Source organism: Emticicia fontis (assembly GCF_054779675.1).
The window spans coordinates 41,121-64,288 of the sequence record NZ_BAAGXU010000014.1; the positions used below are offsets into that span (position 1 = coordinate 41,121).

20 protein-coding genes are annotated in these 23,168 nt (G+C 37.7%); 12 read left to right on the forward strand and 8 right to left on the reverse strand.

Features of this window, described 5'->3' with window-relative positions; genetic code table 11:
- Positions 1-13 precede the first annotated feature (13 nt).
- Positions 14-328 carry a hypothetical protein gene (locus ACYVFA_RS08305; protein ID WP_460471352.1) on the reverse strand — a complete coding sequence of 105 codons (315 nt, stop codon included), beginning with the start codon at positions 326-328 and terminating at the stop codon, positions 14-16.
- 167 nt (positions 329-495) lie between these two features.
- On the opposite strand from ACYVFA_RS08305, the gene ACYVFA_RS08310 reads away from it, so the two are divergent.
- Positions 496-1,194, forward strand: a complete 699-nt coding sequence (locus tag ACYVFA_RS08310; RefSeq protein ID WP_460471353.1) for a hypothetical protein — start codon at positions 496-498, stop codon at positions 1,192-1,194.
- A gap of 3 nt (positions 1,195-1,197) precedes the next feature.
- Positions 1,198-2,121: an FAD:protein FMN transferase gene (locus tag ACYVFA_RS08315; protein WP_460471354.1), complete on the forward strand. Its 924-nt coding sequence runs from the start codon at positions 1,198-1,200 to the stop codon at positions 2,119-2,121.
- A 1-nt stretch (position 2,122) separates the two neighbouring features.
- On the opposite strand, the gene ACYVFA_RS08320 is transcribed toward ACYVFA_RS08315, so the two are convergent.
- The 3 genes from ACYVFA_RS08320 to ACYVFA_RS08330 are packed head-to-tail and all read right to left on the reverse strand — an operon-like array spanning position 2,123 to position 4,940.
- Positions 2,123-3,619: a hypothetical protein gene (locus tag ACYVFA_RS08320; RefSeq protein ID WP_460471355.1), complete on the reverse strand. Its 1,497-nt coding sequence runs from the start codon at positions 3,617-3,619 to the stop codon at positions 2,123-2,125.
- A 25-nt stretch (positions 3,620-3,644) separates the two neighbouring features.
- Positions 3,645-4,163: a metallophosphoesterase family protein gene (locus tag ACYVFA_RS08325; protein ID WP_460471356.1), complete on the reverse strand. Its 519-nt coding sequence runs from the start codon at positions 4,161-4,163 to the stop codon at positions 3,645-3,647.
- 21 nt (positions 4,164-4,184) lie between these two features.
- Complete coding sequence (locus ACYVFA_RS08330) at positions 4,185-4,940, reverse strand: glycosyltransferase family 2 protein (RefSeq protein ID WP_460471357.1); 756 nt, start codon at positions 4,938-4,940, stop codon at positions 4,185-4,187.
- Positions 4,941-5,180: 240 nt separating this feature from the next.
- Here ACYVFA_RS08330 and ACYVFA_RS08335 point away from each other — a divergent pair, with 240 nt between their 5' ends.
- The 7 genes from ACYVFA_RS08335 (at position 5,181) to ACYVFA_RS08365 (ending at position 12,579) form a co-directional block, all read left to right on the forward strand.
- The gene (locus ACYVFA_RS08335) at positions 5,181-5,963 is read left to right on the forward strand and encodes a TatD family hydrolase (RefSeq protein WP_460471358.1); all 783 of its coding nucleotides are present in this window, start codon (positions 5,181-5,183) and stop codon (positions 5,961-5,963) included.
- 10 nt (positions 5,964-5,973) lie between these two features.
- Positions 5,974-6,852 carry a DMT family transporter gene (locus tag ACYVFA_RS08340; protein WP_460471359.1) on the forward strand — a complete coding sequence of 293 codons (879 nt, stop codon included), beginning with the start codon at positions 5,974-5,976 and terminating at the stop codon, positions 6,850-6,852.
- Between the two features lie 90 nt (positions 6,853-6,942).
- A complete protein-coding gene (locus tag ACYVFA_RS08345; protein ID WP_460471360.1) occupies positions 6,943-8,295 on the forward strand; it encodes a monooxygenase in 1,353 nt (450 codons plus the stop codon).
- Positions 8,296-8,411: 116 nt separating this feature from the next.
- Positions 8,412-8,564, forward strand: a complete 153-nt coding sequence (locus tag ACYVFA_RS08350) for a hypothetical protein (RefSeq protein ID WP_460471361.1) — start codon at positions 8,412-8,414, stop codon at positions 8,562-8,564.
- Complete coding sequence (locus ACYVFA_RS08355) at positions 8,561-10,297, forward strand: asparagine synthetase B family protein (RefSeq protein WP_460471362.1); 1,737 nt, start codon at positions 8,561-8,563, stop codon at positions 10,295-10,297. Before ACYVFA_RS08350 ends, ACYVFA_RS08355 begins: the two co-directional genes overlap by 4 nt.
- 399 nt (positions 10,298-10,696) lie before the next feature.
- Positions 10,697-10,846 (forward strand): hypothetical protein, encoded by a 150-nt coding sequence (locus tag ACYVFA_RS08360; RefSeq protein ID WP_460471363.1) that lies wholly within the window; start codon positions 10,697-10,699, stop codon positions 10,844-10,846.
- Positions 10,846-12,579 carry an asparagine synthetase B family protein gene (locus tag ACYVFA_RS08365; protein ID WP_460471364.1) on the forward strand — a complete coding sequence of 578 codons (1,734 nt, stop codon included), beginning with the start codon at positions 10,846-10,848 and terminating at the stop codon, positions 12,577-12,579. Before ACYVFA_RS08360 ends, ACYVFA_RS08365 begins: the two co-directional genes overlap by 1 nt.
- Before the next feature lie 108 nt (positions 12,580-12,687).
- Here the strand turns inward: ACYVFA_RS08365 and ACYVFA_RS08370 are convergent, their stop codons facing one another.
- From ACYVFA_RS08370 to ACYVFA_RS08385, 4 genes are all read right to left on the reverse strand, one after another.
- A complete protein-coding gene (locus ACYVFA_RS08370) occupies positions 12,688-12,945 on the reverse strand; it encodes a hypothetical protein (RefSeq protein WP_460471365.1) in 258 nt (85 codons plus the stop codon).
- A gap of 328 nt (positions 12,946-13,273) precedes the next feature.
- Positions 13,274-15,121 (reverse strand): DEAD/DEAH box helicase, encoded by a 1,848-nt coding sequence (locus ACYVFA_RS08375; RefSeq protein ID WP_460471366.1) that lies wholly within the window; start codon positions 15,119-15,121, stop codon positions 13,274-13,276.
- 224 nt (positions 15,122-15,345) lie between these two features.
- Positions 15,346-16,605 (reverse strand): serine hydrolase domain-containing protein, encoded by a 1,260-nt coding sequence (locus tag ACYVFA_RS08380; protein ID WP_460471367.1) that lies wholly within the window; start codon positions 16,603-16,605, stop codon positions 15,346-15,348.
- Between the two features lie 67 nt (positions 16,606-16,672).
- Positions 16,673-17,932 (reverse strand): serine hydrolase domain-containing protein, encoded by a 1,260-nt coding sequence (locus ACYVFA_RS08385; protein ID WP_460471368.1) that lies wholly within the window; start codon positions 17,930-17,932, stop codon positions 16,673-16,675.
- Positions 17,933-18,131: 199 nt separating this feature from the next.
- On the opposite strand from ACYVFA_RS08385, the gene ACYVFA_RS08390 reads away from it, so the two are divergent.
- From ACYVFA_RS08390 to ACYVFA_RS08400, 3 genes are all read left to right on the forward strand, one after another.
- On the forward strand, positions 18,132-18,965 hold the full coding sequence (locus tag ACYVFA_RS08390) for an alpha/beta hydrolase (RefSeq protein WP_460471369.1): 834 nt from the start codon (positions 18,132-18,134) through the stop codon (positions 18,963-18,965).
- A gap of 91 nt (positions 18,966-19,056) precedes the next feature.
- Positions 19,057-19,842: a transglutaminase domain-containing protein gene (locus tag ACYVFA_RS08395; RefSeq protein WP_460471370.1), complete on the forward strand. Its 786-nt coding sequence runs from the start codon at positions 19,057-19,059 to the stop codon at positions 19,840-19,842.
- Positions 19,843-19,863: 21 nt separating this feature from the next.
- A complete protein-coding gene (locus ACYVFA_RS08400) occupies positions 19,864-23,160 on the forward strand; it encodes a UvrD-helicase domain-containing protein (protein WP_460471371.1) in 3,297 nt (1,098 codons plus the stop codon).
- Positions 23,161-23,168 lie beyond the last annotated feature (8 nt).

Genomic DNA, 23,168 nt, shown 5'->3' on the forward strand with positions numbered 1-23,168 from the left:
CTGTTGGATGCCTCTATCTATATTTCAAAAAAGCCCACAATTTTCTTTTTTTCAGATAACTGAAATCTTTCTCATTAGCATAGGCTTCTTTCTCAAAACTGATTCTCCGATAAGCCACCCACCATTGCTTACATTGTGCATAATGATACAACCATTCGGCTACATACCAGATATAAAACGGTATCACCAGCAATTCTAATTGCTGCCAGATATGAATCCGCTCATGATTTAATAGTATATCAGTAGGCTTCTTGGGCCGCACGATAATAAACGGAAACAACGTAATGCCGTTTATTTTTCTGAAAGGTATGCCTTTAATGATAATCATATCTCCAAAAATAGTAAGTATTTCGGGCTATCTGAAATATTTAAACAGCAATCATCGTTTATGCTACCATAGTTCCTTACATAAAGCCAATTATCATAAATTTATTAGGAAACTTTCAAATCCTTTTACACCTTTACAACAGTTTTAAACATTAACTTATCTAATCGATGAAAAAAATTAGTCTTTTTGTATCGGCATTGCTTATAAGCACATTATCATTTGCACAAACTGCTGAAGAAGTTGTAAACAACTACGTGAACGCTATTGGTGGCAAAGATGCGATATCAAAAATAAAAGATTTAAGCATGACTTTTACCGGTGAAGCACAAGGAGCCAATTTAGAAATTCTTATTCAAAAAAAATCTCCTAATAAATTCTTGCAGTCTGTAAGTGTAACAGGTATGGGCGAAGTACAAAAACAAGTATGTGACGGTACTAAAGTTCGTGCAAGCGGTATGCAAGGCTCAGAAGACATTACTGATGCTGAAAAAGTAAAAGCAGTTGCTATGCAGGCTATTATTGTACCGGAGTCAGAATATACTACAATGGGTGCTAAATTGACTTATGTAGGTAAAGAAAAAGTAAATAATGCAGATGCACATAAAATTGAAGTAGCTATCGGAACTGTTAAAATGACAGAATTCTATGATGTGGCTTCAGGCTTGAAAGTTCGTCAGATGATTACGGCAGAAACGCCAATGGGTTCACAAACCATTACTTCTGATTATACTGATTATAAAGATGTAAGCGGTGTGAAATTTGCTCATAAATTAAACCAGGATTTAGGCATGATGCAATTAGCCTTAACAGCCTCTAAAATCGAAGCTAACACTAATCTGGCTGATACTTTGTTTGAAATCAAATAATTTATGTTGATACGATTTTTTAATAAGAGGAATAGCCTTTCGGGCTTATTCCTCTTTTTTTGCCTCTATACCCACGCACAGACACGCTATGAGTTTTCTCATCCGCAAATGGGTACGATGTTCAGAATCGTACTCTATGCTCCCGATTCTGCCAAAGCCTTAGCGGCCTCCCAAAAAGCTTTTGTTCGTTTAGATACTCTGAATATTATCTTAAGCGATTATCGGGAAGACAGTGAGATTAATCGTTTATGCCGAACCTCCGGCACAGGTGAATTTGTAAAAGTGAGCGACGACCTCTGGAAAATCGTTCAGGAATCTATAAAGGGAGCACGCTTGACTGAGAATAACTTTGACATTACCATTGGCCCTATGACACAACTGTGGCGACGGATGAAGCGTCAGAAGCAATTACCTTCTGAGGCACAAATTGCTGAAGCGAGAGCAAAAGTAGGCATGGAGAACATTGTCTTAAACAGTAAATCTCAATCAATCATGCTGAAAAAGCAGGGAATGCGCATTGATTTCGGTGGGATAGGTAAAGGCTATGCAGAAGATGAAATGATGAAAATATTGCAAGAAAATGGTATTACATCAGCAATGATTGAGGCAGGTGGAAATATAGTAGTTTCCAATGCTCCTCCACAAGAAAAAGGCTGGAAAGTAATCATTAATACGACGGATTATTACCTAAAAAACAGTGGAGTTTCAACTTCAGGAGATTTGTATCAGTTTGTTGAAATAGACGGCAAGAAATACTCACATATCATTGATCCAAAGATTGGCATAGGTGTTACCGAATTGCGACAGGTAACTATTATCAGCAAAGACGGTACAAGCTCCGAATGGCTCTCTAAGGCTTTGTATCTGATGGATAAGAAAAAGAGTAAACAACTGGTAAAGAAAATGAAAGCAAAAGCCTTCTTGTAGGTTATTGCTTTCCGTCTTTGAGTGAGTATGTGAGCTTATTGATAGAAAAAACCTCTTTATTGGCTAAGTTTTCTTTTCTGATGCTTTGATAGCCATAAACCAGAAAACTATGACCATACCAGGCAATCAGGTTAGTACGGTCAGTATCTATAATTTTTTCTGAAACCGAGTTGGCTTTTAAATCATAGCTTTCTAAATCCTTTATTTTCTCATTTTTTCTTACTATCACTGTTTTTATCTGATCTTCATCAGGGTATGCCAGTATATGAAAATCATCCTGATGTGTAATCTGAACTTTGGCATTCAGTTCATTTCCTTCTACATCTTTAAGCGCAACACTATTATCCCATAATAATTTACCGTTGTGGTCGAACCCACAAAGAATCGCATGGGTATATCTGAAATTATTGTAAGTATCGCCCCCTATCCGATAGCTACGCCAATTGCTAAATCCATTATTGGCAGGTGCTTTATACTCTGGATAAAACACTTCGGCAATTACTATCCAGCCATCAGGCGTTGTAATTATATCGTGTAATAATAATCTGTTACGCAGTTTTACTTCTTTGCCTTTTTCCTTTTTAAGTCTGATCTTCTCCTTTATTTTTTCCTCCTTTTTAGGATTCATAAAGCTGAAAAAATTCTTCAGATCTGAAAAATCTATGTATTGTATCTTGGAATCGTTCGAGAGATTCTGCATATAAATACCAATAGAAAGTGGCGAACATCCCTCAGCATAATTACCCAACAATACCGGTGCGCCATTATCCATATTCAGAATTTTACCCGAAATAGGCGTTCTTTGCTTGTCTCCCAGCCCCATTGTATTGAGCAGTTTACCTTCGTAAGAGTAAGTTTTAATGATATACTGGCAATTCCGTTCGTTTTTCAGCATGATATACACCACTTCATTCTTAGCACTTACATCCATTTCGCTAATCATCAAATGATTCGCATGGATTTCCGGTAATACTTTTGAGGTTTTGTCGAAGAAGCTAAACATTACTACCACTGGTCGGTCATTGTATTTACCTCCTATAAATGCTTTACTTTCCAGAACAGTAAGGTGTTCTACATCCATATTGGTCAGCAAATCGCCCTCTACATAGGTTTTATCACCAGTTTCTAAATCCAGCCGTAGTACTCTTATATCAGTTCTATCCTTTTTTTTGAAAAGAATGAATAAAAAGCGGTCGTTCTGAAAGGTCTTGTTTAACAGGAAATCTTCTTCAGGAACAAAATTGACTTTCCAGATTTCTGTGAGTGTACTATCATATTTATGGAAATCTATCGTCATTTTCCGGTGATACAGGTCTTCACTGGAATGAAACAGCAGAACACCATTTTCTTGTAGAGAAAACAACTGGTGGTCTTCTTCCATCGTGCTGCTCTGTTCAAATTCAATCCTTTTGCCCAATGACAATTGTGCAGAAATGGTAAAAGGCAGACACAGTAAAAAGGTAAAAATTAGTAAATAACGTTTAGCGATGCTCTTCATAATAGCTAATCTTAAAATCAACGGATTACGCACCCCGAATAATTGCGCCTCTTTTCCCTAGCTCTATCACCCCTAAGTTAGACATTTTTCGATTATCTAAAGAAAATTTCAATAAAGTTTTTACTTTATGAAAACCCTCATTACCAGCCGCCCCCGGATTCATGTAAAGCATATTATTCATTTTCTCATCTCGTATCACCCGCAGAATATGCGAATGCCCACAGATAAAAATATCAGGAATCTGCTCTTTGAATTGCTTCTTCACCGCCGGATTATAATTCGGTGGTGCTCCACCGATATGAGTCATCCAGATACTGAAACCTTCAATTGTAAAAAACTGATGTTCGGGCAATTGCCATTGTATCTCTTTCGAATCAATATTTCCATATACAAACCGGGTAGGTTTAAAGGCTTTCAGTTCTTCAATTATCTTGACCGAACCTACATCACCCGCATGCCAGATTTCATCGCAATCTTTGAAATGGTCAAAAACCCGTTCATCCAGATAACCGTGTGTGTCTGAGATAAGGCCGATAGTAGTCATATAAATCCCTTTTAATCGATATTAATTTGCCTGATTTGTCTGCAATTCTCTCAATTTAACATACTTCAAACTGGCATAAATTGCCTGTGTAAAAGCCCATACAAAACCAGGATAGCCATTAAGAATATTTAGCCTGATAAAATACTCGACAAAAAAAGTGACAGGAAATTTAGTAATAACCTTCATCATAGAAGTGCGCTTTCCTCTACTAGAAAGCTCGGTAGCACTTCTGGAAGAGTAGTCATTCATTTTTTGAAAAAACTCAGCAATATCAGAGAAACTATAATGCAACATTTCGTTTTTTAGCGTAAGCGTTTTGCCTTCTAAAACTACCTCTTCATGTACCTCTTTATCATTATAATTCCCAAATTTCCTGTTAAATATCCGCAAAGTGGGCAGTTTTGACTCTCTCCCATATTTCAGTTTCTTACCCAGAAATATCAATATTCTTGGCACCAGAAAGCCATTGTATTCAGTATTTTCTGCCAGTTGCGTATCTATCTCTTTTTTTAATGCTTCGGTCACTACTTCGTCAGAATCCACTACAAATACCCAATCGTTTTTTGCCTGGTCTACTGCAAAGCGTTTTTGTTTGCCAAAGCCATCCAGTTTGCGGTGATAAATCTTACAGCCAAACGCTTGCACAATAGCTAGTGTTTCGTCGGTACTGCCACTATCAACCACCACTATTTCATTGGCCCAGCCTGTTACGGCTTCTAATACTTGTCTGATTGTACGGGTATTATTGAAGGTAAGAATAACTACCGAAAGATTCATTGTATGTGGTTTTGAAACGATTTGACTTAAATTCTATAATTCAAAATAGTTTATTTTTTGCAAAGACAAGGTGTTAAAACCGGAGCTTAGCAGAGCTAAGCGAGGATTTTAGCAACGCAGTATTTGTGAAAAAGAAACATTTTGAACATAGAAGATTAAGTCAAATAGTTTCTTATTTCCAAAAGTAATATTGTTTGAAATTTTAACGGTGTAATTTTGCAAAAAAAATTGATTATTAAGATGATAGAAACCCACGCACATATTTACGACGACCAATTTGACGAAGATAGAGACATCATGCTCAAACGAGCTTTTGAGGCGGGTGTAAAACAAATCTGGATGCCTAACTGTGACCCTGAAACGATTGCAGGTATGCTGGCATTAGAACAACAGTATCCGGGTATTTGCCTGCCTATGATGGGTATACACCCTTGCTATATCAAAGAAAATTTCGAAGAAGCACTGAATATAGTAGAAAACTGGCTTGAACAACGGACATTTCCGATGATTGGAGAAATCGGTATAGATTTCTACTGGGATTTAAACTTTGTACCACAACAGGAAGAAGCCTTTATTGCACAGCTCCGCCTGGCACAAAAATATAATTTACCTATTTGTATTCATTCAAGAAACTCGAAAGATGGGTCATTGAATGCCATTGTGAGATGTATTGAACTGATTGAGCAATTTGGTTGGAGCGACTTAAAAGGCATTTTCCATTGTTTCTCCGGCAATCTGGAAGAGGCGAAAAGAGTGATAGGCCTTAACTTTTTATTAGGTATTGGCGGAGTAGCCACTTTTAAAAATGGCGGGATGGACAAAGTACTTCCTTCCATTGATTTAAAAAATATTGTACTCGAAACCGATTCGCCTTATTTAGCCCCGGTACCGCATAGAGGTAAAAGAAATGAGGTAGCTTATATTGAACTGGTAGCACAAAGAATAGCCGAATTAAAACAAGTGTCTTTTCAGGAAGTAGTACAACAAACTACTGAAAATGCCTTACATTTGATACACAAATAATACCTGGACATTGAACCTGAGACTCCTCTTATTGGGCATTTTATTTGCGGCTTCATGGGCTTCGGCATCGGCAGCAGCTAAATTCGGGCTTCGTTCTGTCGAGCCCTTAGTACTCTTTCAGATACGTTTTCTGGCGGCTGGCATTATCATGCTAGCCTACTCTTTTTTGTTTCAGAAAGATCGCCTGCCCAAAGGTAAAGAATGGTGGGAGTTGACAATCTTTGGCCTACTGAATGTTACGCTCTATTTGAGCTTTTTCGTATTGGGGATTAAAGAAGTGGCTGCGGGCATTGGCAGCCTGTCTACGGCCACAAATCCACTGTTTATTAGTATCATCTCTGCTTTCTGGATAGGTCGTCAGGTAAAAGGGGCTGAATGGCTGGCTGTAGTACTGGGTTTGGCAGGTGTAGCGCTTGCTACTTACCCATTGCTTCAAAAAAGCTTTGCTACTCCCCTGGGGCTTTTATATATGTTTCTGAGTATGCTTTCATATTCGATAGGCACTATCTATTATTCTAAAATTGACTGGAAGCTATCCCGAACAGCTATCAACGGCTGGCAGGTATTTTTAGGAGGTATGCTCATGTTACCTTTCACGTTCCTGCTCCATAAAGAGCCTAATACTTTTGACCTTAACTTTACGCTATCAGTTCTATGGCTGATATTTCCCGTATCCATACTAGCTGTACAGTTGTGGTTATATCTGCTGGAAGTTGACCCTGTTAAAGCCTCTTTCTTCTTATTCCTATGCCCTATTTTCGGGTTCATTTACTCATATCTACTACTCGATGAGCCAATCACTTATCATACTTTTTTAGGCACTGCTCTGGTGATTGTAGGCTTGTATGTAGGGCAACGCGAAAAAGCAACTCAAAAAAGTGGCAAGTAGTTTGTAAGAAACTATTTACCAGGTTTTTAGCTGAAAGCACATATTTAAACCTGATATTTACGTTAAGGAAGTACTTATACCATTGGTTTCATGAGATATACTATTTTTACTACCCTTTCTGTTGCTACGGTTTTATGTCTTTCGCTGATGAACTCTTGTAGTAAACAAGAGAAAGTAGATACAGCAATATCCAGCTTTGATTTAATACAGGATAAGATACTGACAAAGTCTTGTGCAGTACAAGGATGTCATTTTTCTACGAATGATGGTACCTTTGCTCAACATGGCTTAGTATTGGCTAAAGGCAAAGCGTATAATAATCTGTATGAGATTGACCCTAAGAACAACGAAGCAAGAACAGATGGTCTAAAATTAGTAAAAGCCTTTAATGCTTTACAAAGCCTGTTGTATCATAAATTGAGCGTTGATGCCAGCCATCATGGCGGCAAGAATTATGGCAGCACTATGCCATTGGGAAACGAACCACTATATGCAGGACAAATAGAATTTATCAGACGCTGGATTGAAGCCGGAGCACCCGAAAAAGGAAATGTAGTAGACGCCAAGCTATTAGATGATACTACACCAAGCCTGACAGCTCCATTTGAAGTTTTAGCTGCTCCTGCTTTAGGCACAGGGTACCAGATGAAACTGGATAAATTTGATATTGCTCCTGATTTCGAACGTGAATTGTTTGTCAGAAAGCCTTTGGGCAATACTGAAACCGCCTATATCAATAGAATTCAATTAAAGATGCGCTCTGGTAGCCATCACTTTATCCTATATGGATTCAGAGACCTCAGTAATCTGGCGCCTTTGAATCAGATAAGAGATTTACGCAATGCTGATGGCTCATTAAATATTCTGACCTTTCAACAGATGGGCAATCATATCTTTAATTTCGGTGGAAGCGAAGCCAATATGGATTATACCTTTCCGGAAGGAACGGCGGTTGAAATAGCGCCCAATGCCACTTTTGATATGAATTCGCATTATTATAACAAAGGTACAAGTGCTATTCCCGGAGAGGTTTATGTCAATCTTTATACGACCAAAAAAGCCAATGTAAAGAATGTGCTGAAGGTATTGGATTTAGCCAACAATAACCTGACGATTCCACCGAAACAAAAAACAGTTATTACCAAAAACTTTACTTTCGATAAAAACATCAAAGTAGTCATGTTATTCTCGCATACACATAAATTAGGTGAGAAATTTGAGATATTGATTAAAGGTGGCAGTCGCGACGGTGAAATTGTTTATACTTCTACCAACTGGGAACACCCTGAAAAAATCAACTATATGCCATATATCTCACTGAAAAAAGGCGAAGGACTTACCTCAAAAATCACCTACAATAATACGACTGATAAAACAGTGAGATTTGGTCTGACAACCGAAGATGAAATGGGGATTATTTTTGGCTATTATTTTGAGGAGTAAATCCCTTTCGCGTTGGATTTGAATTGAAGCATTTTATCAAACAAAAGATACTTTTTATTTTTGATAATTCAGAAATTAATTAAATTTACAAATATCTATCTATAAAAATAAATACAATGAAGGAAGAAAATAAAATACAAGAAAATACAATCTCTTCTGATACGCAATCTTTAAAGAAAAATTGGATTAAACCTGAGGCTAAAGCACTAGACGTTAACAATGGTGGCAGTGGACCTGTTGATACAACTCCTGCTTCGGATGTATCATGATTTTGGGTTGTACACAAAACCCTGCTTTTCTCGACTTTAAAAATTATAACCTTATTGAGTCTGAACAATTCCGGCTTGGTTGTATCACAGGGAATGACTCAAATATTTTTCAGGATTCGGATCGGAATCTGATTTTTGCTGCACAAGGCAGAATAGATAACCCAGAGGCACTCGAACCATTTTTGGGCTCTTGTACTTCAGGACCTGACTACATCTGGAAAGCCTTCCTATTCTGGGGAAAGAACTGTCCGGCCAGATTGCTGGGCGATTGGCTTTTTGCTGCTTATAATACTCTTTCAGGAGAATTATTTCTTGCCAGAGATCAGAATGGCAAACGTGAACTACTTTATAAGGAAGTGGCCGGAGGTATTATGTTTAGTAGTAATTTAAGGCCTCTAATTAAAACATCCAGGCAACTGAATCATTTGCAAGTAATAAGCTTAATAAGCGGCTGGAACTATCAAAACTCTGATCAGGCTACAATTTTTCAGAATATTTTAAGGCTTTCTCCGGGTCATACGCTTAGCTATAAATCTGGGAGAATAAGGATAGAAAAGTATTGGTTTCCTGAGCATATTCCGCTGAAACATTATTCCATTCCTCAAGATTATTCCGACGAGCTTCTCGAAATCAGTAAGAAAGCTGTGGCTTGTAGAATTCCTTCAAATCTTAAAGTAGGTTCTATGCTAAGTGGAGGGCTTGATTCGACTACCATAAGCTCGCTGGCAGCCGAAATAATAGGAGACAACCCATTGTATACTTTTAGCCATGTACCGTTATATGATAGATTTTATTCTTCAAATCCGAGAAAGTTTTATGATGAAACTGAACACATAAAAGCGGTAGTAGAATCAAAAACGAATATCCAATCTTTCCTGCTGAACTCAGCAAACGTTTCTCCTATTGATGGTCTGGAAAGGTATGTAAAAAACTTTAATAATTTTATTCCGAACGGAAGTAATTCATTCTGGGTAATGGACATTTATCAACAAGCGGTTGATATGGGTTTAGAAGTGCTATTATCAGGGGGGTTTGGGAATATTGCTCTTTCTTATAGAGGTCTTGCAGATGCTTTACCGATGAATCCTGGGTTAAGAACATTGAAAAGGAAAGTATTAAAACCATTGCTTAGAAATTTCATTGAGTACCGGAATTTTTCTAATAAACTCAAGAATGGTTTTCTTAATAAAAACATCATCGATAAGTATAATATTAAACAAGATGTATTGCTTAATAGAAGAGCAGGGCATAGAGTATTTAAAACTTCTCAGGAAGAAATACTTTCATTGATGTATAAAACTTATAAAAGCAGACTGATAGAGAATGATTCTTTATTGAAAATAGAAAAATTAGATCCTACTGCTGACATACGTATAATTGAACACTGTTTGGCTATACCCAATCAAATCTTTTTTAATGAAAAAGGCGAAAGAAGGCAGGTGATACGGAGAATGATGGTGGGACGCTTGCCTGATAAAGTATTAGATGAACAACGTAAAGGCAGACAAGCGGCTGATATATTTTTGCGTTTTCAGGCAGAAATTGGCAGAGCAGAAGAATATTACCAGCGTTTTGAAAAAAATCCGGCATTCAGCTATTTTATTGATACCCAAAAGCTGAAAAATAGTATTAATCTGGTAAAAGAATCTAAACTGACAGACGATGGTATTTTAAATAAAATTCTGCAATGCCTGACTCTCGGTATATTTTTAGAAAATAATAATCTGCAATGATGCCCGGTTATAAAAGTCTTGTTTTGCAATATGAGAGAAAAAAAACAGGTGATTAATGGAAAATTTGGATGGCTCATTGTTTTAGAAAAAAGTTGATAGACTTGCTTCCTACCCAAAGTCGGGTGATACCTGGTTTAGGATATTCTTGATTGCTTTTCATTTACCTGGATGCAAGAAACTGAATCTGAATCTGAACGAAATGATAACGTCAATATTCTTAGGAAAGACCTTCGTGTTTGCTGTGTGGAAGGCAGTGTAATTATTACCCTATACGTATATTCAGAAACACAAGCAAATAACCTTCGCATATGTATCAATTTTTTATTAAAAGACAATATTTTCCCTATCTCATTCTGACCTTTTGAAGTATATACGTATATTTGCAAAAAAAGTATAAACATGAACAAAGCAAACAAAAAAGAAGAATACAATCTTTCATGTGAACCACAACCGGAAAAAAAAGACTGGATTAAACCTGAATCTATAGCTTTAGAAGTGAATAATGGAGGGAGCGTAGTTGCAGACTCTACGGCGGATCAGCATAGTTAATGATTCTGGGCTGTACTCAAGACGACACATTCCTGGATTTTTCGAAATATACCCTTATTGAATCTGAACAATTCAGATTAGGATGTATCGTCGGAAATGATGTCAATATTTTTCGGGATTCTGACCGGAATCTGATTTTTTCTGCACAAGGACGAATTGATAACTCTAAAGAACTCCAGCCGTTTATGGGTGCTTGTTGTTCGGGTCCTGAATATATCTGGAAAGCTTTCCTTACCTGGGGTAAGAACTGTCCGGCAAGATTAATAGGCGACTGGCTTTTTGCTGCGTATAATACACTTTCTGGAGAGTTATTTCTGGCAAGAGACCAAAACGGTAAATGTGAACTTCTTTACAGAGAGCTAAACGGAGATATTCTTTTCAGTAGTAGTATAAGACCACTCATCCAGACAGCCCGGGAGCTGAATCATCATTTTACATTAAACTTACTTGCTAGCTGGAACTACAAAGGGTCGGTCAGGGAAACTATTTTTAAAGATGTATTCAGGCTTTCGCCGGGTCATACACTAACTTATAAATCCGGGAAGATAAAGATAGAACAATACTGGTTCCCTGAAAATGTTCCTCTAAAATATTACTCCAATTTACAGGATTATTCTGATGAACTGCTTGAGATAACCCAAGAAGCGATCAGGTGCAGAATACCAGCCAATCTTAAAGTCGGTTGTATGTTAAGCGGGGGTTTTGACTCTACTACAGTAACCTCGTTGACGGCAGAACTACTTGGTAATAACCCCTTACTTACCTTTACTCATGTGCCATTATATAATAAATCTTATGATTCAGACCCGAAATCGTTTGGCGATGAAAGCGAACACGCCAAAACGGTAGTAGAATCAAAATCCAACATCCGATCTTTTCTGGTGAATTCGGCAAATGTTTCTCCGATTGATGGAATAGAAATGTTCGTAAGGAATTTCAATAGTTTTATTCCAAATGCAGGCAATGCTTTCTGGATAATGGATATTCATCAGTTGGCTGCCAATATGGGCATAGAAATACTATTCTCAGCCGGAACAGGTAACGTCGCCCTATCTTACAGAGGGCTTATAGACGAATTGCCCATGAAACCGGGTTATAAGGCTTTTAAACGAAAAATAATAAAACCTCTTGTCAGAAATTTAGTTGAATACAGCCGTTTTTCGAATAGGTTGAAAACAGCATTTTTGAATAAAAGCTTAATTGATTCATATCATATAAAAAAAGATGTATTGATTAACAGAAGGAGCCTGCATTCGGTTTTTAAAACGTCGCAGGAAGAAATACTTGATTTGGTGTACAAAAATTTTAAAAACCGACTGATAAATAATGACTCAATATTAAATATACAAAAATTAGACCCAACCGCTGATATACGAATAATAGAACATACGCTGGCTATTCCGAATCATTTCTTTTTCAATGAGAAGAAAGAAGGGAGGCAAGTGATTCGCAAAATGATGGCAGGTCGGCTACCTGATAAAGTGTTGAATGAACATCGAAGAGGCAGTCAGTCATCAGATATTTTTTTACGCTTTGTCTCTGAAATTGACAGGGCGGAAAGTTATGCACAACGCTTCGAAAAAAATCCGGCATTCTGCCATTTCATTGACACAAATAAACTAAAGAAAAGTATCCAGTTGGTAAGAGCACATAAACTTACTAATCCGCTCATTATAAACAATATCTTAAAAAGCCTGACTTTGGGTGTTTTTTTAGAACATAATAATTTTTAATTATAGCCTGATTACGAAGCAGAAAATCTATGTTTTGCTGGGAATTTCAAACAAAAAAAGCCTGAAAACTCTCGTTGTTTTCAGGCTTTTTTAATTTCTTTTACAATTCTACTTCAAATCACTACTAACCGTAAATAGTAAAATTATCATAAAAATATCTAACACTGGCACTAGACTAACTTTTAAAGCAAAGTCATAATTGTGGCGTACATACGCAATCCATGAAATAATCTGTGTAGAGATAATTAAGACAGGTAAAGCAACAAGAGTTCCGAAAATCAACCATGTTCTTCTACTTGCACCTGAATCAAATACAAAAGGAGACATAATAGCACCCAATGCAGCAGGAATCAGAATAAGTAGCATAATGATGTTAGCAATTAAACTACATGTTTTCATAAGGGGTTAGTATTTAGAGGGTATGATAAACAAATATAACAATTATTCGTAAAAAACTACTTTTTTCAACAAAAAAAGCATCTTTTTTAAACGCTAAAGCATATACTCTATCAATCTTGATACCAGTTTATATGGCAATACATAAATAATTAAAACTTTTCCTGTTTTTAGTATAATCAGAGAGCTTCGTGGGTTTTTATGAGGCTTCTGGGAAACACCATGGCATTCTTATATTATGAAAAAAGCACGAAGCCTTACGACCTCGTGCTTTTCCTTTTATCTTATGTACGAAAAATTATTTCGCAATTTCCATATTCACTTCACGTGCATTGATGGTTTTGCCTTGCATACCATCTAATACGCGTTTTACATCTTGTTGAGGCACTTCTACAAAACTGAATTTATCATAAATATCAATTTGTCCGATAGCACGACCTGCGATGCGAGCTTCTGAAGTAATGGCACCTACAATATGGTTTGGAGCAACGTTATCTTTACGGCCTAAGCTGATAAATAAACGTACCATGTCTGTTCTGCCTGAGCCACGAGCACCAGTTTCCTGACGTCTTTCTCTTGGTTCGAAACGACGCTCACCACCCCCACGAGAATCTCTGCTTCCGCTTCCATACTCACGGCGGCCACCATCTCTGCTGCCATACGCACTTCTTGAATCTTTTCTTTCGAATCTATCCTGCGTTCTTGGTTCACGGTAGCTATCAGATAACTGTGCATCAGAGAATTCGCTTTTCACTGCACCTACCTGCATTTTTATCAAAGCAGCCATAATTTGTGCATCTGAATAACCTTCTTCGCTCAATTCGCCAACAATATCTTCATAGAAATTATCAACACCTGAAAGAAGAGATTCTCTAACTTGTTCTAAGAATTTACGGTGACGGGTTTTTACAAGTTCATTGAATGTAGGAATAACCCCTTGTTCAATTTTTACTTTAGTATAATTTTCAATATCACGTAAACGATATTTATCACGGCCAGAGATAAGCATGAAAGCTTTCCCGGTTTTACCTGCACGGCCTGTACGACCGATACGGTGTACATAATATTCTAAATCCTGCGGTACATCAAAGTTGAATACTGCATCAACACCTGATACGTCAATACCACGAGCGGCTACGTCAGTAGCAACCAGAATAGTGGTTACACCTGCACGGAATTTGCTCATTACTTGTGAACGTACCTGTTGGCGCATATCTCCATGAAGACCTTCTGCGGCATAGCCACGCACTTGTAAATCACTTACAATTTCATCTACTTTCGATTTGGTATTTGCAAATACCAGCATCAATTTCAAATCATGTACATCTATTAAGCGAGTCATTACCTCCATTTTCGCTTCTTTGCGTACAGCAAAGAAAAACTGCTCAATGTTGGCATTTGATACTTCTTTTTTCAATGTTCTAATGATTTCAGGATTTTTCTGAAAACGTTTAGTAATTGAAAGAATCTCAGGCGACATTGTTGCTGAAAACAATACAGTTTGTCTTTCTGCAGGGGCAAAAGATAAGATTTTCTCAATATCTTCACGGAAACCCATGTTCAACATTTCATCAGCCTCATCAAGAATAGCCAATTTAATATTGCTCAATACCAGGGTTTTACGCTCCATGTGGTCCATGATACGACCAGGCGTACCTACTACGATCTGCGAACCTTTTTTAAGTGCCAGGAACTGACGTTCGTAAGACTCACCACCAAAGATGGCTGCTACATTCACTCCTTTTTTGTACTTGGCTAATTTCTGGATTTGTTCTTTTACCTGAAGGGCCAACTCTCGGGTTGGACACATGATCAACACTTGCGTGTTTCTGTCATTTTCATCAATTGCTTCTATGGCTGGGATACCAAAGGCTGCTGTTTTGCCTGTTCCTGTTTGCGCCTGACCGATTACGTCGCCACCACGCATAACTACTGGGATTGCGGCTGATTGTATAGGTGTTGCATACTCAAAACCTAGTTCTTCGACCGCACGAAGAACATACTCCGAAAGCGGGAGCTCGGAAAATTTCACTACTTCCATCAAGGATAATATATTTGTTAAGTCGGAACCTACACTGCCGTTCTCACGCATAACCGTGACTGCCCCGAATGCCGAAAAAATAATAAAGCGAACGATGAGAACCACCCGTTGCCTGCTCTGAAAGGAATTTGAAAGAAAGAGAAACTCTTTGTGTCGAATTTTTATTACTGCAGAGGCTCCATCGGATGTGCCTTTTTAAAACTTTTGCAAAACTAATACAAATCTTTGAATTTACCAAAGATTTCGCAAAAATAATTGTATTTTTTCTAGAATAGTGATTTTTGGCACGTAAAAAATCACTATTCTAATATCAAATATTATTTATCCAATCAGTTGAGTTTTGTAATGGCCTGATAAACCAGTACTTTGAATTTTTCACCTAAATCTCCGTAGCTGTTGGGTACCTTTTGGGTCATAATCAGACCAATAATTCCTTCTTTCGGATCAGCCCAATAAGTAGTACCATAATAGCCTCCCCAATCAAACGTTCCCTCCGATGGAGTAATTCTTGCCGCTTCAGCTGCGGTAGTCAATCCAAAGCCTAAGCCAAACTTTCTATTGCCCAGATTAAGGTCGCCAATCTGGTTATGAGTCATCATATTTACGGTAACGGGACTTAATAATTGTTGTCCATTGTATTTACCTCCATTCAGCAACATCTGCAAAAACATAGCATAATCAGTCGCTGTAGAAACCAATCCAGCGCCACCTGAAAAGTACGTACCTTTTTTAGTAGGATAATTTCCTTGGTTACCCGTTACTTTCATCACCTTTTTGTCTTTATCTTCAGTATTCAAGGCAGCTAATCGACCAAATTTAGACTCAGGTAAATAAAAATAGGTATCGTTCATGCCTATCGGTTTGAATATACGCTCATGCAAAAATTCATCAAAACTCTTGCCTGATAATACTTCAACTAAATAGCCCAATACATCAGTATTTAAACCATACGTCCATTTTTCACCGGGTTGATGCACCAAAGGCATTTTTCCTAACCTTCCCATTACATCTTCCAAAGTATACTCAGGTGTGCCTATTCCACTTGGAATTTTATTTTTGGCATAAATCGCTACGGCTTCTTTGGTGCCAATACCTGCATAACTAATACCCGAAGTGTGCGTCAGTAAATCTCTGACGGTCACTTCTCTTTTGGCTGGAATAGTGGTATAAGTACTATCCTTCTCATTGAATTTATCTAATACAACCGGATTTTTGAATGAGGGAATGTACTTAGAAATAGGTTCGTCTAATAAAAACCTGCCCTCTTCGTACAACATCATGACAGCTACACTTGTAATGGCTTTACTCTGAGAGGCAATACGAAAAATGATGTCTTTTGGCATCGGTTTTTTGGTTGATATATCATCATATCCCAAGCCTTTATGATAGACTATTTTACCATTGCGTGCAACCAGCACAACCGCACCGGCTGTGTACGATTTTTCGACGTATTCGTTCACTATTTTATCAATGCGCTGCAATCGTTGTGTACTCATGCCCTGGCTTTCAGGAGTAGCAGCTACTAAAGTTTGAGAAAAAGAGAAATGATGTGATAAGAGGATAAAAACGAATGAATAAATATACTTCATGATGTTTATGGTTTGAATAGAGAATTACACACGCTTAAAGAGATAAATATATTGCTTCTGATTAGTTTTAATTGGGTTTTGTAATAGCCTGATATACCATTACCTTGAACTTCTCTCCTATATCTGCATAGCTATTGGGTATTTTCTGGGTCATAATCATACCTATGATCCCCTCTTTGGGGTCAGCCCAATAAGCGGTGCTGTAGGCTCCTCCCCAATCAAAAGTCCCTTCTGAGGGTGTTAACCTTGCTGCTTCTGCTTCTGTAGTTAAGGCAAAGCCTAACCCAAACTTTTTATTACCCAGTTTAATATCCCCAATCTGATTATGAATCATCATATTTATTGTAACAGGACTTAATAATTGTTGTCCTTTGTATCTACCTCCATTAAGTAGCATTTGCAGAAACATAGCGTAGTCTGTAACAGTAGAAACCAATCCTCCTCCACCTGAGAAATACGTACCTTTTTTCTTTGAATAGTTACCATAATCTAAGGTAACTTTCAATACTTTTTTGTTCTTATCCTCTGTATATAAAGATGCCAATCTTCCGAATTTAGACTCTGGCAGATAAAAGTAAGTATCGTTCATACCTATAGGTTTAAAAATACGCTCCTGCAAAAACGCATCGAAACTCATGCCTGACAAAACTTCTACAAAATAGCCCAGTACATCAGTATTTAATCCATAAGTAAACTTCTCACCCGGATTATGGACTAAAGGCAGTTTTGCCAATCGGTTAATGGCATCTTCTAAGGTATAAAAAGGTGTATCAACCCCACCGGGAATATTATTTTTTGCATAAATAGCAATGGCTTCTCTGGTACCGATACCGGCATAGCTGATACCCGAAGTATGGGTCAATAAATCTCTGATAGTAATTTCTCTTTTAGCCGGCACAGTCGTATAACTACTATCTTTGGAATTAAATTTATCTAATACGGTTGGATTTTTGAACGAGGGAATATATTTAGAAATAGGATCGTCTAATAGAAATTTACCCTCTTCATACAACATCATGACGGCTACACTGGTTATGGCTTTCGTTTGAGAAGCAATACGGAAGATAGCATCTTTATCCATTGCTTTTTTGGTCTCTATATCATCATAGCCTAAGCCCTTATGATACACAACTTTGCCATTACGTGCTACCAGAACTACTACTCCTGATAGGTAAGATTTATCAATATAATCATTAACTACTTTATCAATCCGCTGTAACCTTTGGCTACTCATACCCTGGCTTTCGGGCGTACCAATGGTTAGGGTTTGAGAATAAGAAGCATGATATAATAAGAGAAGGCAAACAAGAGAATAAAAGTATTTCATCGAATGTGAGGTTTGAATAGATAATAGTTTTACGATAGGTTTCATCAAACAAATATATCGTTTCTGATTGATTTTCAAACACTTAGTATAGTCACATTTTGACGGAAGAATTCAGAAGATTATCAAATTATGAAATTCTACCCAATCTTCCATTATTCAGAGAATTTGAATACATTTGAGATAATAATTAACCCTACCTATGACTCACGAATCTTTCTTTGAAACCGATCATAAGCAACGTAAAATTTTCTTCCAGAAATGGCTACCCGAACAGGAAGCCAAAGGCATTATTGCCTTGGTACATGGCCTGGGAGAACATAGTGGCAGATATGCCCACGTAGCCGATTTCTTCACCTCACAAGGTCTGGCCATTATAGCCGTTGATACTTACGGGCACGGGCAAACCACAGGCAAAAGAGGTCACGCAGACTCAATGGAAGTATATATGGAACAAATCAGTCGTCTACTTGAACTGGCCAAACAAACTGTCCCCGATAAACCCATTTTCTTGTATGGCCATAGTATGGGTGGGGCTTTGGTTTTGAATTATTTATTCAGACATAAGCCTACTATCAGCGGCGTTATCGCCACTGCACCTGCCATTCGTCCGGGTTTTGAATTGCCTAAACTATTGTTAGCCATTGGCAAAATAGCCCGTGTCATTGCTCCATCATTTACTCAACCCAATTCATTGGATGTAGAAAATCTATCACATGACCGTGAAGTAATAGAGAAATATAAGGCAGACCCGCTGGTGCATAATCAAGCTTCGGGGGTAGTTGGTATTGGTCTGATAGAATGGGGTGAGTGGTTACTAAAAAATGCCAGACAGACGCCAGTTCCTGTTTTAATCATGCACGGCACAGAAGATAAACTGACTAGCTACGAAGCAAGTAAGCAATTAGTTTCTCAACTATCAGGCGATGTTACTTTTAAAACTTATGGAGGGCTTTATCATGAAATACATAATGAATTGAAAAAACAAGATGTTTTTAATGATATGCTAGCTTGGGTAAAAAACCACCTGAAATAGTATCATTAAATAAGTTTCAGGGCTTGGCACAGTATTTTTTATTATCTTTATACAAGAATCAGAAAAAATCGCTAAACCGTAAAATTAATCCATGAAACTTGCTATCAGCTGCCAGCTTGATTATAAGATTGAGGAAAGTACACCACTTATCCTGATGCTTCGCCCCCGTAGCGGATCCGGACAATGGGTAACGAAAGAAGAATATCTGTTACAACCAAATGTACCTGTAACTGAGTACACCGATCTATACGGTAATCTTTGCCAACGGGTATTTACTCCACAAGGAAATTTTAGTATCAAAAATTCGGCAATCGTAGAAGTATCTGACCAGATAGATGTAGATTTTAGTGCTAATTTTGTACCTGTACAAGAATTGCCTGATGATGCTTTAATTTATTTACTTCCTAGCCGTTATTGTGAGTCTGATAAACTGGGGAGTTTAGCTTCATCAATTGTAGCACATGTGGAGACTGGATATGAGCAGGTTGAAGCCATCAGAAAATGGATTAATGCAAATATTATTTATGAATATGGGAACAGTAATGCCTCTACTTCGGCACAAGATACGGCTCAAAGCAAAATAGGTGTTTGCCGTGATTTTTCACATCTGGGTGTTGCGCTTTGCCGTAGTATGACTATACCTGCCCGTTTTGTAGTGGGTTATTTGCATGAACTAAAACCAATGGACTTACACGCCTGGTTTGAAGCTTATCTGGGTGGACGCTGGTACACTTTTGATGCTACCCAAACCGAACCAAAAGGTAATAGAGTAGTGCTGGCTTATGGTCGGGATGCTGCCGATGTTGCTTTGGCAACTCAATTCGGGCCTATGGAATTGCAGACCATGTGGGTATCTGTAGAACCAGCGCTAGAATAACGATTTTTAAATTCATCCTGAATGTCTCATTTTAATATATATAGTTCTTCTGCGGGGTCGGGCAAGACTTTTACTTTAACTAAAGAATACCTCAAATTAGTACTTAATACCGAACGACCTTTTTATTTCAAACAAATTCTGGCGATTACTTTTACCAATGATGCGGCTACAGAAATGAAAGACCGTATCTTGCAGGCTTTGAAAGAAATCTCTGATAATGCCAATTTTAACGAACAATCAAAATCATGGGATTTGTTTGAGAAGATTGTAGAAGAAACCAATCTGCCGGCAGATATTATCCAAGCAAGGGCAGGAATTATTTTCAAAAACATCATTTTAGAATATTCTGATTTTGCGGTTAAAACCATTGATAGTTTCGTCAATCAATTAGTGAATGCTTTTACTGAGGAGTTGGGCTTGCCTTTCAATTATGAGATTGTATTGGATACTGATAGGGTCATGACCGAAGCAGCAGAACGATTGATTGAGAAAGCAGGGGATGAAGAACATCAGGAAATAACCCAAATTCTGGAAAGCTTTATAGAAGAAAAAGTAGGTGATGGCCAAAGCTGGAATTTCGTAACAGAAGAACTTGCCAAATTTGGCAATCACCTGATTAATGATCAATATTATGCGCTACTTATCAAACTTGATGGGCTTGACGACAAAGATTTCAATGAAATAGCTACGAATATTCATACCTATCTGAAATGGTTTGAAAATACGATTGTAGGCTTGGCTACCAAAGCTACCGAATTAATTGAAAGTGAAGAATTGATTATTGATGATTTTACGCAAAAAGGCAAAGGAATAGGCGCTTATTTTTATAATATGCGTGAGGATTTTGAGAACGAGTATTATTATAAAAAAGACTCTTCGCCAAATATCTACCATTGGGCCGCCATCAGGGATGATAAATGGTATAGTGCCAAAGGTACTGCCGCACCGATTCAGGCAAGTATTGATAGTATCAAAGAAGAACTCAGAAGCATTTTTTATGAAATGCAGGATTTTAAGGATAATCACCTAAAAAAATATACACTCTATAATCTTATCCGCCCGAACCTGCGCAAACTGGCTTTATTGAAGAAGATAAAAGCAGAGTTTGATGAGGTTCTCAAAGAAAAAAATCAGGTTTTTATTGCAGAGTTTAACCGCAAGATTCTGAACATCATTTTGTCTGAACCCGTGCCTTTTATTTATGAGCGCATCGGTGAAAAATATAAGCATTTGCTGATTGATGAATTTCAGGATACCTCAGATATGCAGTTTTATAACCTGCTGCCCCTTATCGAAAACTCATTGGCTGGTAATAATTTCAATCTGGTGGTAGGTGATGCCAAACAGGCTATTTACCGTTGGCGTGGCGGGAAGATGGAATTAATCGTGCATTTGTTTAAAGGCAATGTAAGAGCCCTTGTGCAAAATCCTCTGGTTCAGATGCATCAGGTAGACCAGTTTATTTCCATTGGGCATTATCTGACGCCTAAATCATTGACAACCAACTATCGGAGTGCACAGGAAATTATCGATTTTAACAATCGTTTTTTTCATGCCATCTTACAGATATATACCAACCAGTTTCATTTTCTGCCTGATGTCTATGAAGATTTCAGACAGGAAAAGCCAGCAAAATCGCTTGCCGGAGGGCATATTCAGTTAGAGTTTCTGGAATATGAAAAAGAAAATACGGCTATGCTTAACCGCACGCTCGAATTGATTCAGCAAGTGTTGCAGGAAGGATATAGTCAGGGAGATATAGCTATTCTTTGCCGTAGGAATAAAGAATCTGCTTTGGTTGCCAATTTCCTAACCAATGAAGGTTTCCAAATCATTTCCCGTGATTCTTTGCTACTCAAAAACTCATCAACCGTGCGTTTGTTGGTGGCTTTTATGCAGATTATCAATCAGCCTGATAATAGATTAGTGAAGTCTGAGGCAGCGTATCTATTTTATCAGACTATTCTTCATCGCATACCCGATAGCGAGGCGAATACTGAAATTGCCGACGCTGTAGAAGCAAGCGACCCATTCGTATTTTATGAGATTTTTGCCAAATATGGGTATAAGCTCGACCCGATTATCATGATAAAATCGGGAATCTATGAATTAGCCGAAAAAATAATTGATGCTTTTGATTTATTTAACCGTACCGACCAGAAGAATTACCTGTTCCGATTCCTGGATGTAGTATTGAATTACAGCCTGAAAGAAAGCAATCACTTACAGGACTTTCTGACTTATTGGGAAGAGAAAAAAGATAGCCCAAGCCTATCAGTTAAATCTCCTGCTGAGCAGGATGCCATTACGATTACTACGATTCACCGTTCGAAAGGGCTTGAATATCCTATCGTCATTATTCCTTATGCGCATTGGTCTTTAAAGCCTATGGCTTATGCCGAAATGTGGAGCGATTTAGAGATACTGGATTATGAAGAGCTTTCTTTTAAATCAGAAGAAGGGTCTTCGAGGCTTCTCTCCTCTCCCATCAAATTCAGCGAAAGGCTAAGTATGACTGATTTGGTGGGGCAATATACTGAAGAAATGCAAGCCACTTTTCTGGAAAACCTGAATATGTTGTATGTGGCTTTTACCAGAGCGGCAGATAAATTGTTTGTGATTTCTCAGAAAAACCATAATAAAAAAGTACAGGGTGTCGGTGAGTTAATCAAAGATTTCCTTACTATAGAAGGCTTATTCTATCCTGAATTAAATCTATATGAAGTAAATAAAGGTAGTTTTATTAAAAAAGCCAGCAAAAAGCCTGTCGAAGAAGGGAAAATACATTTAAAAAGAATCATCAGTGAAGACCGCAGTGACCGGTTAAGATTGAGACGACTTTCGGAGAAGATCTTTGATACAGAAACGCTTGAAAAAAGCAAAGATAAACATAATAAAGTACGGGTAGCTTTTGCTAAAATCCGTACGAAAAACGATATACCTAATGCGTTGAGAGAACTGGAGTTTGAGGGAGTGATTAGTCCGAAAGAAGGAGGAGACATGAGAAATGCCATTGAAACGATTATTGATTTACCTCCACTGAATCCTCTTTTTGATGAAGACCTGATTATTGAAAACGAAAGAGAAATCTTATTGCCCAACGGAGAAATCGAACGCCCTGATCGGGTGGTAATTAAAGATGATATGGTGTATATCATCAATTATAAACCCGGCCGTAGCAATGATTTTTTCCAGAAAGAAAGAGATATAAAAGAGATAAGAGATTTCGGTAAACTTTACCAACAAATGGGCTCTGAAAAACTGAAATTAATGGTAGTTTATCTGGAGTCTGTTGATGTGATAAGTGTTTCTTTATAAAGGATAGT